Origin of the sequence: Nocardia sp. NPDC051756 (genome assembly GCF_040681495.1) — a bacterium.
Classification (GTDB): Bacteria; Actinomycetota; Actinomycetes; order Mycobacteriales; family Mycobacteriaceae; genus Nocardia.
Map to the genome: position 1 here is coordinate 33,451 of NZ_JBFAYV010000019.1, position 15,440 is coordinate 48,890.

14 protein-coding genes are annotated in these 15,440 nt (G+C 68.6%); 2 read left to right on the plus strand and 12 right to left on the minus strand.

From position 1 onward, the window contains the following. Positions 1-5 precede the first annotated feature (5 nt). The 11 genes from AB0M22_RS43840 to AB0M22_RS43890 all read right to left on the minus strand — a co-directional run bounded on the left by AB0M22_RS43840 (position 6) and on the right by AB0M22_RS43890 (position 10,908). Positions 6-782, minus strand: a complete 777-nt coding sequence (locus AB0M22_RS43840; protein ID WP_364739450.1) for an enoyl-CoA hydratase — start codon at positions 780-782, stop codon at positions 6-8. 117 nt (positions 783-899) lie between these two features. After that, on the minus strand, positions 900-1,088 hold the full coding sequence (locus AB0M22_RS43845) for a DUF6374 family protein (RefSeq protein ID WP_364739452.1): 189 nt from the start codon (positions 1,086-1,088) through the stop codon (positions 900-902). A 63-nt stretch (positions 1,089-1,151) separates the two neighbouring features. Beyond that, the gene (mmsB, locus tag AB0M22_RS43850; RefSeq protein ID WP_364739454.1) at positions 1,152-2,051 is read right to left on the minus strand and encodes a 3-hydroxyisobutyrate dehydrogenase; all 900 of its coding nucleotides are present in this window, start codon (positions 2,049-2,051) and stop codon (positions 1,152-1,154) included. Continuing rightward, the gene (locus tag AB0M22_RS43855) at positions 2,044-3,102 is read right to left on the minus strand and encodes an enoyl-CoA hydratase/isomerase family protein (protein ID WP_364739456.1); all 1,059 of its coding nucleotides are present in this window, start codon (positions 3,100-3,102) and stop codon (positions 2,044-2,046) included. The genes mmsB and AB0M22_RS43855 overlap by 8 nt, the downstream gene beginning before the upstream one ends. Before the next feature lie 73 nt (positions 3,103-3,175). Further along, positions 3,176-4,315, minus strand: coding sequence for an acyl-CoA dehydrogenase family protein (locus tag AB0M22_RS43860; protein WP_364739458.1), 1,140 nt, complete (start codon positions 4,313-4,315; stop codon positions 3,176-3,178). A 2-nt stretch (positions 4,316-4,317) separates the two neighbouring features. Continuing rightward, positions 4,318-5,817, minus strand: coding sequence for a CoA-acylating methylmalonate-semialdehyde dehydrogenase (locus AB0M22_RS43865; RefSeq protein WP_364739460.1), 1,500 nt, complete (start codon positions 5,815-5,817; stop codon positions 4,318-4,320). Between the two features lie 171 nt (positions 5,818-5,988). Continuing rightward, positions 5,989-6,930 (minus strand): DUF2157 domain-containing protein, encoded by a 942-nt coding sequence (locus tag AB0M22_RS43870; RefSeq protein WP_364739462.1) that lies wholly within the window; start codon positions 6,928-6,930, stop codon positions 5,989-5,991. A 172-nt stretch (positions 6,931-7,102) separates the two neighbouring features. After that, entirely contained in the window at positions 7,103-8,053 is a 951-nt protein-coding gene (locus tag AB0M22_RS43875; RefSeq protein ID WP_364739464.1) for a hypothetical protein, read from the minus strand. 22 nt (positions 8,054-8,075) lie between these two features. Beyond that, positions 8,076-8,891: a hypothetical protein gene (locus tag AB0M22_RS43880; RefSeq protein WP_364739466.1), complete on the minus strand. Its 816-nt coding sequence runs from the start codon at positions 8,889-8,891 to the stop codon at positions 8,076-8,078. After that, positions 8,888-9,910 carry a hypothetical protein gene (locus AB0M22_RS43885; protein WP_364739468.1) on the minus strand — a complete coding sequence of 341 codons (1,023 nt, stop codon included), beginning with the start codon at positions 9,908-9,910 and terminating at the stop codon, positions 8,888-8,890. The genes AB0M22_RS43880 and AB0M22_RS43885 overlap by 4 nt, the downstream gene beginning before the upstream one ends. Then, positions 9,907-10,908 carry a hypothetical protein gene (locus tag AB0M22_RS43890; protein WP_364739470.1) on the minus strand — a complete coding sequence of 334 codons (1,002 nt, stop codon included), beginning with the start codon at positions 10,906-10,908 and terminating at the stop codon, positions 9,907-9,909. The genes AB0M22_RS43885 and AB0M22_RS43890 overlap by 4 nt, the downstream gene beginning before the upstream one ends. A 236-nt stretch (positions 10,909-11,144) precedes the next feature. Between AB0M22_RS43890 and icmF the strand changes: the two genes are divergently transcribed. After that, positions 11,145-14,360 carry a fused isobutyryl-CoA mutase/GTPase IcmF gene (gene icmF / locus AB0M22_RS43895; protein WP_364739472.1) on the plus strand — a complete coding sequence of 1,072 codons (3,216 nt, stop codon included), beginning with the start codon at positions 11,145-11,147 and terminating at the stop codon, positions 14,358-14,360. 11 nt (positions 14,361-14,371) lie between these two features. On the opposite strand, the gene AB0M22_RS43900 is transcribed toward icmF, so the two are convergent. Then, a complete protein-coding gene (locus AB0M22_RS43900; protein WP_364739544.1) occupies positions 14,372-14,773 on the minus strand; it encodes a Dabb family protein in 402 nt (133 codons plus the stop codon). A gap of 2 nt (positions 14,774-14,775) precedes the next feature. Between AB0M22_RS43900 and AB0M22_RS43905 the strand changes: the two genes are divergently transcribed. After that, entirely contained in the window at positions 14,776-15,405 is a 630-nt protein-coding gene (locus AB0M22_RS43905) for a TetR/AcrR family transcriptional regulator (protein WP_364739474.1), read from the plus strand. The last annotated feature ends 35 nt before the right edge of the window (positions 15,406-15,440 follow it).

Below are 15,440 nucleotides of genomic sequence, written 5' to 3' on the forward strand. Positions count from 1 at the left end.
TCTGCTCAGCGGTTGGTGAACTTCGCCGGCCGCTTCTCCACGAACGCGCTCATGCCTTCCTTCTGATCCTCGATCGCGAAGAGCGAGTGGAACACTCGGCGTTCGAAGCGCAGGCCCTCGGCCAGGGTGGTCTCGAAGGAGCGGTTGACCGCCTCCTTCGCGATCATGGCGACCGGCAGCGACATCGACGCGATGGTGTCGGCCACCTCGAGCGCGGTGTCCAGCAGGTCGGCGGCGGGCACGATGCGCGAGACCAGCCCGGCGCGCTCGGCCTCCTCGGCGTCCATGTTGCGGCCGGTGAGCACCAGGTCCATCGCCTTGGCCTTGCCGACCGCGCGGGTGAGCCGCTGCGAGCCGCCGATGCCGGGGATGACGCCGAGCTTGATCTCCGGCTGGCCGAACTTCGCGGTGTCGGCCGCGATCAGGATGTCGCAGATCATCGCCAGTTCGCAGCCGCCGCCGAGGGCGTAGCCGGCCACCGCGGCGATGGTCGGCTTGCGGAACGCGGCGAGCCGGTCCCAGCGGGCGAAGTAGTCGTTCAGGAACATGTCCATGTACGACTTCGGCTGCATCTCCTTGATGTCGGCGCCGGCCGCGAAGGCCCGATCCGAGCCGGTGATGACCACGGCACCGATCTGGTCGTCGCGCTCCAGCTCGTCGAGCGCGGCGATGACGTCGTCGAGGACCTGGGCATTGAGCGCGTTGAGCGCCTTCGGGCGGTTCAGCGTGATCCAGCCGACCCGGCCCTTGCGCTCCAGCAGAATCGTCTCGAAGTCGGTCACTCGGCACCTTCTCGGTCGGGGGAGGTCAGGAACATCGGTGACGATACAGCAGCTAGGTCGGCCGACCCGCCCGCAACGTCCCGACGGTATTCTGAAGTTGTTACAGCACAACGGAATTCACGCCCCGGACGGGCCGCGGTCGCTGGTCAGCTCGGTATAGACCCGCAGCCCCTCGGCGATCTTTCCCGCGGCGTTCTCCAACTGCTCGGGCGGCAGGTACTTGCCGAACGCGGCCGCGTCGAGCAGCTGGTCACGGACCTGTTCGAGGTTCATCCTGGCCCAGTCCTGGCGGGAAAGTGGAGACACGGCTCGAACAATACCTCGAGTCGAACGCATGTTCGAGACGTGTCATCCTTCCGGAATATCGGGTCAGGCGTCCGTGCCGGGGACATCGCTGCGGTCCCGGATCTCGGTGACGATCGCCGAGAAGTCCCGCGCGCCCGAGGACTCGTTGAACCGGTTGTAGATCTCGGCCGCGAGCAGGCCGAGCTGACCGTCGATGCTGTTCTCGCGCAACGCGTTCGCGGCCAGGCCCAGATCCTTGTTCATCAGCGCGGTGGCGAAACCGGGCTGGTAATCGTTGTTGGCGGGGCTGGTCGGCACCGGGCCGGGGACCGGACAGTAGGTGGTCAACGCCCAGCTCTGGCCCGACGCGGTGGAGACGACGTCGAAGAACGACTGATGGGTCAGCCCCAGCTTCTCGCCGAGCACCAGGGCCTCGGACAAGCCGATCATCGAGATGCCGAGCAGCATGTTGTTGCAGATCTTGGCCGCCTGGCCGACTCCGGAGCCGCCGCAGTGCACCACCTTGCCGCCCATCACCTCGAGCAGCGGCAGCGCGTCGGCGAAGTCCTCGGCGCCGCCGCCGACCATGAAGGTCAGCGTGCCCGCGGCCGCGCCGGCGACGCCGCCGGAGACCGGGGCGTCCAGCGCACGGTGGCCCGCGCCGATGGCGAGCACCGCGGCCGACTTGGCGTCGGCGACGTCGATCGTCGAGCAGTCGATGAACAGGGTGCCGGGCTTGGCGGCAGGGAGCAGTTCGGCATACACGTCGAGGACGAGTTTCCCGTTGGGCAGCATGGTGATCACGACACCGGCGTCGGCCGCCTCGACGGCTGTGCTCACCACGGTCGCGCCGTCCTTGATCGCCTGCTTCTGGGCGGCGGGCACCGGATCGTAGGCCAGCACCTCATATCCGGCCTTCACCAGGTTCGCCGCCATCGGCGCACCCATGTGCCCCAGCCCGAGGAATCCGATCTTTTCAGTCATTGCTCACCAAACCCAGTTCCTGATCGCCCAATTCGGCGAAGTATGCGTCGACCTGTGCGGTGGTGACCTCGGCGAGGGTCGCCGGTGACCACTGCGGATTACGGTCCTTGTCGATTACCTGCGCGCGGATGCCTTCCACCAGATCGGCCGAGGACAGCGCCGCGATGGAGACCCGGTACTCCTCGTTCAGCACCGTCTCCAGGTCCGGCGCGGTGCGCGCCGACCGCAACGACCGTAGCGCCACCTTCAGCGCGACAGGCGATTTCGTCAGAATGTCCGCGGCGGCCTCGGCGGCCTCCGGCGACTCGTCGGCTTGCAGGCGGGCGACGATCTCCTCGACCGTGTCCGCCTGGTAGCAGGCGTCGATCCAGGACCGCCGCCCGAGCAGGCCGGATTCCGGTGCGGCCGTGGCGAACTTGGCGATCGCCACCTCGACCGCCTCGGTGCGCAGCGTATCCAACAGCGCCGGAAGGTGTTCGGTGGCGACGAAGTAGTCGGCGAAACCGGCCGCGATGGCGTCGCCCGCGGTCATCCGGGCGGTGGTCAGCGCGACGTGCGTGCCGATCTCACCGGGACTGCGCGACAGCAGGTAGGTGCCGCCGACATCCGGGACGAAGCCGATGCCCACCTCGGGCATGCCGATCTTGGACCGCTCGGTGACGATCCGGTGGCTGCCGTGCCCGGAGAGCCCGACGCCGCCGCCCATCACGATGCCGTCCATCACCACCACATACGGCTTCGGGTAGCTGCCGATGAGCGCGTTGAGGACGTACTCGTCGCGCCAGAAGCGCCCGGTCGGCGAACCCGCGCCGGTGGCGCCGCCGGTCGCGTCGGAGTAGATGGCGACGATGTCGCCGCCCGCGCACAGACCGCGCTCCCCCGCGCCGGTGAGCGCGACGGTGCGCACCTCGTCGTCGTCCGCCCAGGCGCGCAGCGCGTCGGTAATGGCAAGGGTCATCGGGTGATTCAGCGCGTTGATGGCCTTGGGCCGGTTCAACGTGATGAGCCCGAGCCCATTCGCCTTCTCGATCAGCACTTCCGGTTCGCTCATGACTGCGCCTCGCTAACGCTCGGCTCCGTCATGCGCGAAGCGCGCTGGCACATGATTCGCTCACTTCGTTCGCTCATGCCGCTCCTACCACCGCGCGGGCGACGACCACCCGCATGATTTCGTTGGTGCCCTCGAGGATCTGGTGTACCCGCAGATCTCGGACGATCTTCTCCAGGCCGTATTCGGCCAGGTAACCGTAGCCGCCGTGCAGTTGCAGCGCCTTGTTCGCGACCTCGAAGCCCGCGTCGGTGGCGAATCGCTTTGCCATGGCGCACAACTCGACCTTGTCCGGCGCGTCGGCGTCCAGCGCCGCCGCGGCCCGCCACAGCAGGGTGCGGGCGGCCTCCAATTCGGTGCGCATGTCGGCGAGTTGGAAGCGCAGCGCCTCGTTCTTCAGCAACGGCTTGCCGAACGCCTGCCGCTGCGCCAGGTACGGCACCGTCTTGTCCAGCGCCGCCTGCGCGCCGCCGACCGAGCAGGCGGCGATGTTCAGCCGTCCGCCGTTGAGGCCGTTCATCGCGATCCGGAAGCCGTCGCCCTCCGCGCCGAGCAGGTTCGCCGTGGGCACCCTGGCGTCCTCGAAGATCACCTGCCGGGTGGGCTGCGCGTGCCAGCCCATCTTTCTTTCGTTGACGCCGAACGAAACTCCCGGCGTATCGGCGGGCACGATGAACGCCGAGACGCCGCGCGCGCCCGCCGCTCCGGTGCGCGCCATGACCACGTACACGTCGGTCGCGCCCGCACCGGAGATGAATTGCTTTGTCCCATTGAAGATGTAGTCTTCGCCGTCGCGAACGGCCTTGGTGCTCAACGCCGCCGCGTCGGAGCCCGCACCCGGTTCGGTCAGCGCGTAACTGGCCAGCAGCTCCATCGACGTCAGCCTCGGCAGCCAGCGATCGCGTTGCGCCGCATCGCCGTAGGCGTCGATCATCCAGGTCGCCATGTTGTGGATGGAGATGTAGGCCGCGATGGCCGGGCACCCGGTGGCCAGCTGCTCGAAGATGCGCACGGAATCGAGCCTGCGCAGGCCCGAACCGCCTACATCCTCCTGGACGTAGATGCCGCCGAGCCCGAGCGGGCCCGCCTTGCGCAGCACGTCGACCGGAAAGTGCTTCTGCTCATCCCATTCCAGGGCGTTCGGGGCGAGGAACTCGTCGGCGAATCCGCGCGCGGTGTCGCGGATCGCCTGCTCGTCTTCGTCGAGGATGAACATGGTCAGTCCATCGTCGGGATGACGAACGCGTTGCTTTCCTTCATCCCGGAAGGCCAGCGCTGCGTGACGGTCTTGGTCTTGGTGTAGAAGCGGAACGAGTCCGGGCCGTGCTGGTTCAGATCGCCGAAGCCGGAACGCTTCCAGCCGCCGAAGGTGTAGTACGCGATCGGTACCGGGATCGGCACGTTGATGCCGACCATGCCGACCTGCACGCGGGCGGCGAAGTCCCGGGCGGTGTCGCCGTCGCGGGTGAAAATCGCGACGCCGTTGCCGTATTCGTGCTCGTTGGCCAGGCGCAGGCCCTCTTCGTAGTCCTTGGCGCGGACGACGGTCAGCACCGGACCGAAGATCTCTTCCTTATAGATCCGCATCTCCGGGGTGACCTTGTCGAAAAGCGTTGCGCCGACGAAGTATCCGTCCTCGCCGCCGGGCACGGTCACGCCGCGGCCGTCGATCACCAGCTCGGCCCCCTCGTCGATGCCGATCTGGACGTAGTTGTTCACCCGGTCCACACCGTCCTGGCCGACGAGCGGGCCGTAGTCGGCGCCGGGATCGTCGGAGCGGCCGATGTTGAGCTTCTCCACCCGCTCGGTGAGCTTGGCCAGCAGGCGATCCGCGGTCTCCTCGCCGACCGGCACCGCTACCGAGATGGCCATGCACCGCTCGCCCGCGGAACCGTAACCGGCGCCGATCAATTGGTCGGCGACATCGTCGAGGTCGGCGTCCGGCATCACGATCGCGTGGTTCTTCGCGCCGCCGAAGCACTGGGCGCGCTTGCCGTTCGCGGTCGCGGTCTCGTAGATGTACTGGGCGATCGGGGTGGAGCCGACGAAGCCGACGGCCTTGATCCGCGGGTCGTGCAGCAGCGCGTCGACGGCCACCTTGTCGCCGTTGACCACGTTGAACACACCCGGCGGCAAGCCCGCCTCGAGGAACAGCTCGGCCAGCCGCAGCGGCACCGAGGGGTCGCGCTCGGACGGCTTGAGCACGAACGCGTTTCCGGTGGCCAGCGCCGGGCCTGCCTTCCACAGCGGGATCATGGCCGGGAAGTTGAACGGGGTGATGCCCGCGACCACGCCGAGCGGCTGGCGCATCGAGTAGACGTCGATGCCGGTGCCGGCGCTCTCGGTGTACTCGCCCTTGAGCAGGTGCGGTGCGCCGACGGCGAACTCGATCACCTCGAGGCCGCGCTGGATGTCGCCCTTCGCGTCGGCGATGGTCTTGCCGTGCTCTGAAGACAGCAGCGCCGCAAGCGAATCCATCTCGTCCTGCACCAGGGTCAGGAAGCGCATCAGCACCCGCGCCCGCTTCTGCGGGTTGAACGCGGCCCAGACCGGCTGCGCCGCTTCGGCATTGGCGATGACCGCCTCGACCTCGGCGGTACTGGCCAGCGGCACCCGCGCTTGCACCTGGCCGAGATTCGGGTCGAAGACGTCACCGAAGTTGCCCGAGGTGCCCGCGACGTGTTGCCCGCCGATGAAGTGAGTGAGTTCGCGAACCATGCCAGTCCTGTTCTGGTAGCCGACCATGACACCGCTTGGCGCGGTATGCGGTCATCCTATAGTTGGACGTCCATGTAAATGCGGAGTGTGAGCCATCCCACGTTCCCAGCGCGCGGGCGGCAGCCGCAGGAATCGCGCTCTACCTGGCAGTTCGTGAGTCGGACGGCGGCGCTAGCTCGACGGCTTCGGCGTCCTGGTGAGCACAAACGCGCCGAGACCGAGCACCACCGCGCCGACCACCAGCACCGCGACCGCCACCGCAAGGACGCTGTCGGTCCATTCGGTCACCGCCTGGCCGGTCGCCAGCGCGACCGCGAGTCCGCCGCCGATCACCAGCACGGTCGAACGCTGCTCGGCGAACAACGCGAAGCAGACGACGGCCACCAGCAGGCTGAGCACAAATGCCCACCACCAACTGTCGCCATCGACGATCACCGCACCGATCAACGAGATCCCGACCGCGATCGCATAACCCAGCCAGGTCTCCACGAAACCGCCGATCCTGGTGAGCGCGAACCAGATTCCGCCGATCACCAGCATGCCGAGTCCGTACCATCCGTCGTCGACGCCCGCGAGATCGCCGAGCATCGCGGGCAGAATCGCGCTGAAGACACCGCACGCGAGCATCCCGATCACCGACGGCACCGCGAGGTAACCGAGCACGGCTGCCACCAGGCCCGCGATCACCGCCCACGACCCCGCGTCGTCGGTGCCGTTGTCCAGCGCCGTACCCACCGTCCCGGCGATCGCCCCGGCCGCGAGCGCGAGCAACGCCGCCGCGAGCCGCACCCGGGACCCGTGCGGATCCCGCACGAACAGCCTGCCCGGCCCGCCGACCACGGCGATCGCGCCGAGCACCAGCCCGAACGACACCGCGAGCAGCACCGCGACCCGGCCGCCGCGCGCGAGATCGTCCCAGGACGACCCGATCACCAGCGCGATCCCGCAGAACACCAGCCCGGCCCCGATATAGGCCGCGATCTCGGCGAGGATCTTTCCGCGCGGCCGCGACTCGCGCGTCGCCAGCGCCGTCATGACCGCTTCGAACTGCGCCTCGGTCAGCACACCCTGCTCGACCAGCTTCCGCACAGCTGAGCTCTGATGTGTCGCCATGCGCTCATTATCTCCGGCTGACCTCCGCCCGACCCGAGATCACCGATTCACGCATGTTCCATAAGGACGCGCACGACATTCGCGGCTGATCCGTGCTCAGGCCAAGACAAAGCACGCCGCGCACGGAATCCGAGGCGAATCCGTGCGCGGCGCGACTGAAGGTGCGCGGGGGTCAGGACTCGGGGCCGAGTTCCACGACGGTGCCGGGGCGGGCCAGCGACGCGACGGTGATGCGGCCACCCTTGGCCTGGTCGATGATCTGACCCTGCCACGCGACGAAGCAGGAGGCGGCTTCGCTGTTGTAGGCGTTGGTGAGGATAGGGGCCAGCGCCTTGGCAAGTTCGCCCTCGGCCGCGATCAGCTGACCCCGGTAAGGCCCGTAGTAGGGCAGGATCGCTTGCAGGACAATGGCTTCCACGCCCTGAACCTGGGTGATGAACGGGTCGATCGCCGGCTGGTACTGCGCCAGGATCGGGGCGATCTCGGCCAGCACCGGACCCGCGAGCTGCAAGATCGGCTGGTAGACCGAGCCGAGCGCGAACGCCTCCGAAGAGAACGGACCCGCCAGCGGGGCGAGTCCGATCAGCGAGGCGAGGCCGCCCTGCTGCTTCGGCGCGGGCCAGCCGAGCGGGCACGCGGGCTGCGCCGCGAGCGGCGCGGCGGCGAACGGGTTGGCCCCGCCCGCGCCGCCGAGCGGAACGGAACTGTTCGGCGCACCGCCGCCGAGCGGGACCGAACTGTTCGGCGCGCCCGCACCCAACGGGACCGAACCGCCGGGCGCACCGGTATTCGGCGCTGCCGTACCGGGATTGATGGCGACGGCGGCGGAAGCACCACCCGTGCCGAGCGGAACCGAGGCGGCCGGGGCGGGCCCACCGGGCGCGGGGGCAGGCGCGGGAGCCGCCGGAGCCGGTGCGGCAGGCGGCGTTTCGACCGGAGCCGCGGGCGCGGCCGGCCGGGCCGCCGCGGCGGGCTGTTCCTGGGTGATCACCACGCTGGTGACGTCGTCGTCCTGCCGCACCGTCAACGCGGTGACCGCGACCGCGCTGCCGATCACCGTCAGCGCGGCCACCGCGCGGATGGCACTGGCGAGCGCAGGCCGGGTCGTCGTGCGATAACTCATCGGACCGTACTCTTTCTGCTGTCTATTTGACCGGGGCCGCAGGCGAATCGGGCGCGGCGGCGGCTGGTTCGAACAAGCCCTCCAGGTGCCAGACGCCGGTGAAGCCGTTGAACGGCCCGCCGACGATCAGGCTGGTCCACTGGAGAGTGAACTTGCGGGTCTTCGAGTCGAAAGTGCCGGTGGCCGAGGGACCTCGAGCGGCATCTGCGGTGGGCTTGTCGAACCACTGCTTGGCCACCCAGTCCCAGACCTTCTGCACCTGTTCGGCGCCGGCCACCTGGGCGTCCTGCTTCTCCGGCGGCTTCGGCGCGCCCTGGTTGAACTCCTGGTCGTTCCACGAGGCCGCCCAGGACGACACGTCGGCGGTCAGCTTGCCGCCGTCGTTCGTCACCGAGGGCGGCGGCACCCGGCGCTGGGTCTGCGGGTCGGTCGGATTGGTGGAGATGCCGAACTCCACGGCGAAGAACTTGGTCGGCTTGGTGATCGACGCGGACAGCGAATTACCCTGCGCGAAGCCGGGATTCGGTTCGCTCTGGTATCCGCCGATGCGCAGGCCACCGGCCGTGCCCGGTTCGAGCAAGGTGGTCGACCCGTTCTGCGCCGGGGAGTCGCCGTTGGGCATGTAGGGGCCCTTCTCCGGCGTGCCACCCGGCTGCACCATCCGGAACCAGGTGCCGGCCACGCTGTCGCCGGACACCGAACCCGGGGTGAGGCGCAGCAATCCGACCAGCGGCTCCGGCCCGCTCGACGCCGGAGCGTTGTCGCTGCTGGAACAGCCGGACACCCCCAGCGCCAGCGCGGCCAGGACTGTCGCCGCGATCAGCTTTCGTGCGCTCATGCCGGATTCCCTCCTACTAGATTGGCCCGCAACCGGTTCGGCAGGCGCAGGCCCTCGACCGTGGCGGCCAGCACGAAAATGCCCGGTACCAGGTAGAAGAACCCGAGCCCGCGGAACGCGCCGAAGCCGATCGGGCGGGTCGAGTCGTTCAGCGCGACAACGGCATCGAAGTTGCGCACGTTGTCGTTCATCGCGCCGATCAGCGCGGCGAAGCGGGAAGTCATCGGCTGCCAACGGGTTTCGAGCGTGGTGATGCCGGTGAGATCGGCCTCGGGGTGCGCGGTGCGGACGGCCGCGGTGTAGCGGCTGTTGAGTTCGCCGTCTGCCGCGACCAGAGTGACGAAGTAGCCCTGCAACTTCCGGACCTCGTCGTGGGTCAGGATCGGGCGCAGGTCGTTGATCAGCGGTTGCGCCGCGGGAGAGGCCGGGAACAGTCCGCCGAGCAGCGGCACCGCGATCAACCCGAGCGCGGCGAGTCCCGCGACCGAGCGCCAGACCAGAGCCTGCTTGCCCTCTTTCGCGCGTCGATAACCCAGCACTCCCGCACCGACCAGGATCACGCCGGGCAGCGCGAACAACCACGGCAGCGTGCCGAACGGCGGTACCGCGGCGAGCTTTTCGTAATTGCCCCGGTTGTCGTCGATCGCGCCGATCATCCCGGACATGTGGTAGCTGATCTCCGGGTAGTCGCGGACGAACTGGTCCACCCGCTCGAAGCTGCCCGGCTGCTGTCCGTTCCTCTGCAACGTGACCACATTGGTCCGCGCGTCGTCGAGCACCTGAAGATCGTGGCGATATCCGTCGATGCTCGACCGCGTCATGTACGGCTCGAACGCGTCGATCATCGCCTCCCCCTTGACCGCTCGGGGAAACATGCCGGTGCCGATGGGCGCGAGCACCAGCAGCGCGCCGATCGCGATGATCAGCACGAACGGCCACCGTTTCCGCGGACGCGGCGGCGCGGGTTCGGGATTCGAGACGAACTCCGAATAGGTGGGCAGCCCCGACACCGCTGTCACTGCCGTTGCCGACGGACGATCCGGTCCGCGTTGAAGAACACGCCGGCCGCCGCGACCGCGACGACGAGCAGCGTCGGCACCACCCACGCCGGGGTGTGCCTGCCGCGCGGGACCTCGATGGTCTTCGAGGCGAGCACCGGGTCGGCGTGGATCGGCTGCGCCTGGTTCTGCGCCACCGGCACGGCGGCCGGCGCGGCCGCGGGCGCCGGAGCACCAGGGGCGGGCGCGGCCGGAGCCGCGGGCGCCGGGGCGGCCGGCGCGGCTGCGGGTGCGGCGGGCGGCGCGACGATCGGCGCGGCCGCCGGTGCGGCCTGCGGGACGCTGCCGCCACGGTACTGACCGGCCAGATGCCACAGCCCGGTGAAGTTGTTGAACGGACCGCCGACGATCTGACTCGTCCACTCGATGACGAAGTTGCCCGAGCCGTCGATGGTGCCGCGCACGGGACTGGTCTTGCCCGGCAGCCCACCGCCCGGCTTCGGCGCGCCCTGGTTGAACACCTGGTTGTTCCAGGTGACACCGAGGCTGCTCAGATCGCCGGAGAGCTGCCCGCCGTCGGAATAGACCTCGGGCACCGAGGTGCCGCCGCCGGTCTGCGGATCGGTCGGGTTGGTCGCGGTGGCGAAATCGACGCCGTAGAAGCGGACCGGGGTGGTGACCCGGCCCGACTGCGCGTTGCCCGCGCCGTCGAAGGCCGCCGCCGGCTGCGGCTGATAACTGCCGCTGACCAGGCCGCCGTCGCTGCCCGCGGACAGCGTGGTCACCGTCTGGTCGCTGCACGCGGAGTCGCTGTTGGCCAGGTAGGGGCCGCCCGCGTCGCCGGTCGGCAGGATCATCCGGAAGAAGCTGCCGGTCACCGCGCCGCCGGAGCAGACGCCGGGCGCCAGGGCGAACAGACCGTTCAGCGGCGCGGGTTCGGCGTGCGCGAACGGCGCGGCGAGGGTCGACAGGCCGAGGGCGGCTACCGCGGCGGCGAACCGATAAGAGTTCCGTCCCATGGATCTTCCTTTTGGTGGATTTGTGCAGATGGATTTCGGATTTAGGGCATCGCGTCACATCGGAACTCGAGCCGGCACCGGTTGTCGCCATTTGCATTCACGGTGAGCGGAACCTCGATTGCCGACTTTCCCGAATTGACCGGGCGTGTACTACCTGGCGCTGTGATCGGCATCACCGTAGGATTAGTTTGACGTCCTAGTATCGGGCGCCAACTGGATATCGCCGGAGGAAAGCCGTGGCCGACCACACGCTGCACACGCCGACCAACCCCGTTCGTTTCGTGACCTCAGCGGCCCTGTTCGACGGGCACGACGCGGCGATCAACATCATGCGGCGCATCCTGCAGGCGCAGGGTGCGGAGGTGATCCACCTCGGGCACAACCGCGCGGTCAGCGAGGTGGTCGACGCGGTGCTCACCGAGGACGCGCAGGGCGTCGCGGTCAGTTCGTATCAGGGCGGGCATGTCGAATACTTCGAATATCTCGCCGACGCGTTGAAAAAGGCAGGGGCCGAACACGTTCGGATATTCGGCGGTGGCGGCGGGGTGATCGTCGCCGAGGAAATCGCGCGGCTCGCCGAATCCGGGGTGACCATCTTCTCCCCCGAGGACGGCCAGCGACTCGGGTTGCCCGGCATGATCAATCAGCTGATCCGCGCCTGCGATGTCGATCTCGCCACCGAGCCGCCGGTGCTGGAGGCGGTGCTCGCCGGTGAACGCGCCGCGCTGGCGCGCGCCATTACCTGCCTGCAACAGGACGCGCTGTCCGACACCGACCGGCAGGCCTTGGTCCAGGCGGCCGCCGCGCGCACGGTGCCGGTGCTCGGCATCACCGGCACCGGCGGTTCCGGAAAGTCCTCGCTCACCGACGAATTGGTGCGCAGGCTGCGCTCGGACCAGCAGGACAAGCTGCGCGTCGCGATCCTCGCGGTGGACCCGACCCGGCGGCGCGGCGGCGGCGCGCTGCTCGGCGACCGCATTCGGATGAACGCCCTCGACGGCGACCACATCTTCTTCCGCTCGCTGGCCACCCGGGGCGGGCGCGAGCTGCCGGACAATATCGAGCTGATCGTGACCGCCTGCAAGGCAGCGGGTTACGACCTGGTGATCCTGGAGACGCCGGGTATCGGCCAGGGCGACGCCGCGGTCACCGACCATGTCGACGTCTCCATGTATGTGATGACACCGGACTTCGGCGCGGCTTCTCAGCTGGAGAAGATCGACATGCTGGATTTCGCGGATGTGGTGGCGATCAACAAGTTCGAGCGTCGCGGCGCGGCGGACGCGCTGCGCGATGTGTCGCGTCAGCTGATCCGCAATCGGGAGGCGTTCACCGCGTCGCCGGAGGACATGCCGGTATTCGGCACCAGCGCCGCGACTTTCAACGACGACGGGGTCACCGCGCTCTATCAGCATCTGGCCGGGCTGCTTTCCGAGCGCGGCCTGCGATTGGAGCAGGGCGCACTGCCCAGGGTGAACACCCGCACGTCGACCCGGTTCGCGCAGATCATTCCGCCGGCGCGGGTGCGCTATCTGGCCGAGATCGCCGAGACGGTGCGCGAGTATCACGCGACGACGGCCACGCAAATCGTTGCCGCACAACGGGTGCAACGGGTCGAGCAGGTGGCGGCGGAACTGCCCGGCGATTCGGCCGTCGCGGAGCTGGCCGAGAAGGCGCGCGCCGAGCTGACCGCCGAGAACGCGGCGCTGCTCGCCGAATGGCCCGCGCTGGCCGAGTCCTACCGCGGGGACGAGCAGGTGGTGCGGATCCGCGACCGCGAGATCCGCACGCCGTTGCGCCGGGAATCACTGTCCGGCAACTCGATTCCGCGGGTCGCGCTGCCCCGGTACACCGATCACGGTGAGCTGCTGCGTTTCCTGCGCGCGGAGAACCTGCCCGGGCGTTTTCCGTTCACCGCGGGCGTCTTCCCGTTCAAGCGGGACAACGAGGATCCGGCCAGGATGTTCGCCGGCGAGGGCGACCCGTTCCGCACCAACCGGCGGTTCAAGGTGCTCAGCGAGTACGCCGACGCGAAAAGGCTGTCCACCGCGTTCGATTCGGTGACCCTCTACGGCCACGATCCGGCCGAGCGCCCCGATATCTACGGCAAGGTCGGCACCTCGGGTGTCTCCATCGCCTCGCTCGACGACATGAAGGCGCTCTACGACGGTTTCGACCTGACCTCGCCGACCACCTCGGTATCGATGACCATCAACGGCCCGGCTCCGACCATCCTGGCCTATTTCCTCAATACCGCGATCGACCAAGCGCTGGAACGGTTCTCCGCCGCCGAGGGGCGGGCGCCGACCGAGGACGAAACCGCCGACATCCGCGCGAAGACCTTGTCGACGGTGCGCGGCACCGTGCAGGCCGACATCCTCAAGGAGGATCAGGGCCAGAACACCTGCATCTTCTCCACCGAATTCAGCCTGCGCATGATGGCCGACATCCAGGAGTGGTTCGTGCGCAACGGTGTTCGCAATTTCTACTCCGTCTCGATCTCCGGCTATCACATCGCCGAGGCGGGCGCGAACCCGATCAGCCAGCTCGCGTTCACCCTCAGCAACGGATTCACCTATGTGGAGGCGTATCTCGCGCGCGGCATGCGGGTCGACGACTTCGCGCCCAACCTGTCGTTCTTCTTCTCCAACGGCATGGACCCCGAGTATTCGGTGATCGGCCGGGTGGCGCGGCGAATCTGGGCGGTGGCGATGCGAGATCGCTACGGCGCCAACGATCGTTCGCAGAAGCTGAAGTACCACATCCAGACCTCCGGCCGCTCGCTGCACGCACAGGAGATGAGCTTCAACGACATTCGCACCACCTTGCAGGCGCTCATCGCCATCTACGACAACTGCAACAGCCTGCACACCAACGCCTACGACGAGGCGGTGACCACCCCCACCGAGGAATCGGTGCGCCGCGCGCTCGCCATCCAGTTGATCATCAACCGCGAGTGGGGCGTCGCGATGAACGAAAACCCGTTGCAGGGCAGCTTTCTCATCGACGAACTCACCGACCTGGTCGAGGAGGCGGTGCTGGCCGAGTTCGACCGGATCAGCGAACGCGGCGGCGTGCTCGGCGCGATGGAGACCGGCTACCAGCGCGGCAAGATCCAGGACGAGTCCATCCGCTACGAACACCGCAAGCACGACGGCTCGCTGCCCATCGTCGGCGTCAACACCTTCCGCAACCCGCACGGCGAACCGAAGCACGACATCGAACTGGCCCGCGGCACCGAGCCGGAAAAGCAGTCCCAGCTGACCCGGGTCCGCGAATTCCAGCACCGGCACCGCGATCCCGCGCACGCCGCGCTGGCCCGGCTCGAGGCCGTGGCCCGCACCGACGACAACATCTTCGATGTCCTGATGGACGCCGCCCGGGTCTGCACCCTGCAACAGATCACCGACACCTTCTTCACCGTCGGCGGCCAATACCGGCGCAACGTGTAAGGCGAAGCGGCTCAGAAGATCTGCACCTCGGGGACGGTCTGCATCAGCTGCGCCCACTCCGGGTACTTCGCCAGCTTCGCCTCGTGCAGCGCCATGATCTGCTCGCGCAGCGCGGGATCCGGCACGTCCGAAACATCGGGCCCGATCGCGATTTTCGCGACGTGCGGGATGATCCGCGAGTCGCCGTCGAGGCGGACCGGGTCGTGCATGTACCGCTCCAGCACGGCCAGGTCCTCGATGGCTACGCAGTAGGCGTGGGTCAGGCCCGCCGAGCTGTCCCCCAGGTTCTGCCCGACGGTCGAGAACGACACCGACTCGACCGACGCCGTGCGCCGCATCAACGCCAGCACCTCGGCCTTCTGCTCGTCCGTCGTCTCGTCCCGGAAGCCGAAGCGCAGCAGGTGAACAATCAGAGGTGACGGGAGTTACGACGGCGCGCGGCCGGATCGACAAGCGGCAGGCGATCCTCGATGTCGCGTTCGCCGTCTTCGCCCGGCGCGGCTACGACGAGACCTGCGTGCAGGAGATCGCCGACGAGGCCGGCGTCGCGAAACCCACGGTGTACAACCACCTCACCGACAAGCAGACGCTCTTCCGGCACGCCGTGCTCGCCGCGGCCGACGCGGTGGCGGCCGAGACGCTCGCGGTCGCCGACCGGCTACGCGATCCCGGCGACGATCTGCGTTCCGCGTTGACCGAGGCCGCCACCGAGCTGCTCGCGGTGTGCGCGGGCGAGCGCGCCCGCGCCCTGCGCGCATTGACCTACGCCCAGCTCGCCGCCTTCCCCGACCTCACCGACGAGGTGCTCGAGCGCACCTCGCGGCGCATCGCCGAGGCGCTGGCGGATCGGCTCGCGCGACTGGCGCTGTCGGGCAAGTTGCGGATCAGCGATCCGGCGCTGGCCGCCGAACAGCTTCTCGCCCTGCTCACCGGGCCGCTGGAGGCGCGGTCCCGGCTCGGGACCCGCGAGGTCTCGGTGACCGAATACCGGGGCATCGCCGACGCGGCCGTCGACACCTTCCTGTCCGCGTTCGGCGCACGTTGACCGCGCGGCGGCGCGAGTGAATCACCGCCTGCTGC

What these genes read in the sequence shown, in the direction of transcription:
- AB0M22_RS43880 (WP_364739466.1), bottom strand. Translation starts at nt 8,891, where the DNA reads ATGAGCGCACGAAAGCTGATCGCGGCGACAGTCCTGGCCGCGCTGGCG.
- AB0M22_RS43855 (WP_364739456.1), bottom strand. Translation starts at nt 3,102, where the DNA reads ATGAGCGAACCGGAAGTGCTGATCGAGAAGGCGAATGGGCTCGGGCTC.
- AB0M22_RS43860 (WP_364739458.1), bottom strand. Translation starts at nt 4,315, where the DNA reads ATGTTCATCCTCGACGAAGACGAGCAGGCGATCCGCGACACCGCGCGC.
- AB0M22_RS43865 (WP_364739460.1), bottom strand. Translation starts at nt 5,817, where the DNA reads ATGGTTCGCGAACTCACTCACTTCATCGGCGGGCAACACGTCGCGGGC.
- AB0M22_RS43870 (WP_364739462.1), bottom strand. Translation starts at nt 6,930, where the DNA reads ATGGCGACACATCAGAGCTCAGCTGTGCGGAAGCTGGTCGAGCAGGGT.
- mmsB (WP_364739454.1), bottom strand. Translation starts at nt 2,051, where the DNA reads ATGACTGAAAAGATCGGATTCCTCGGGCTGGGGCACATGGGTGCGCCG.
- AB0M22_RS43890 (WP_364739470.1), bottom strand. Translation starts at nt 10,908, where the DNA reads ATGGGACGGAACTCTTATCGGTTCGCCGCCGCGGTAGCCGCCCTCGGC.
- AB0M22_RS43875 (WP_364739464.1), bottom strand. Translation starts at nt 8,053, where the DNA reads ATGAGTTATCGCACGACGACCCGGCCTGCGCTCGCCAGTGCCATCCGC.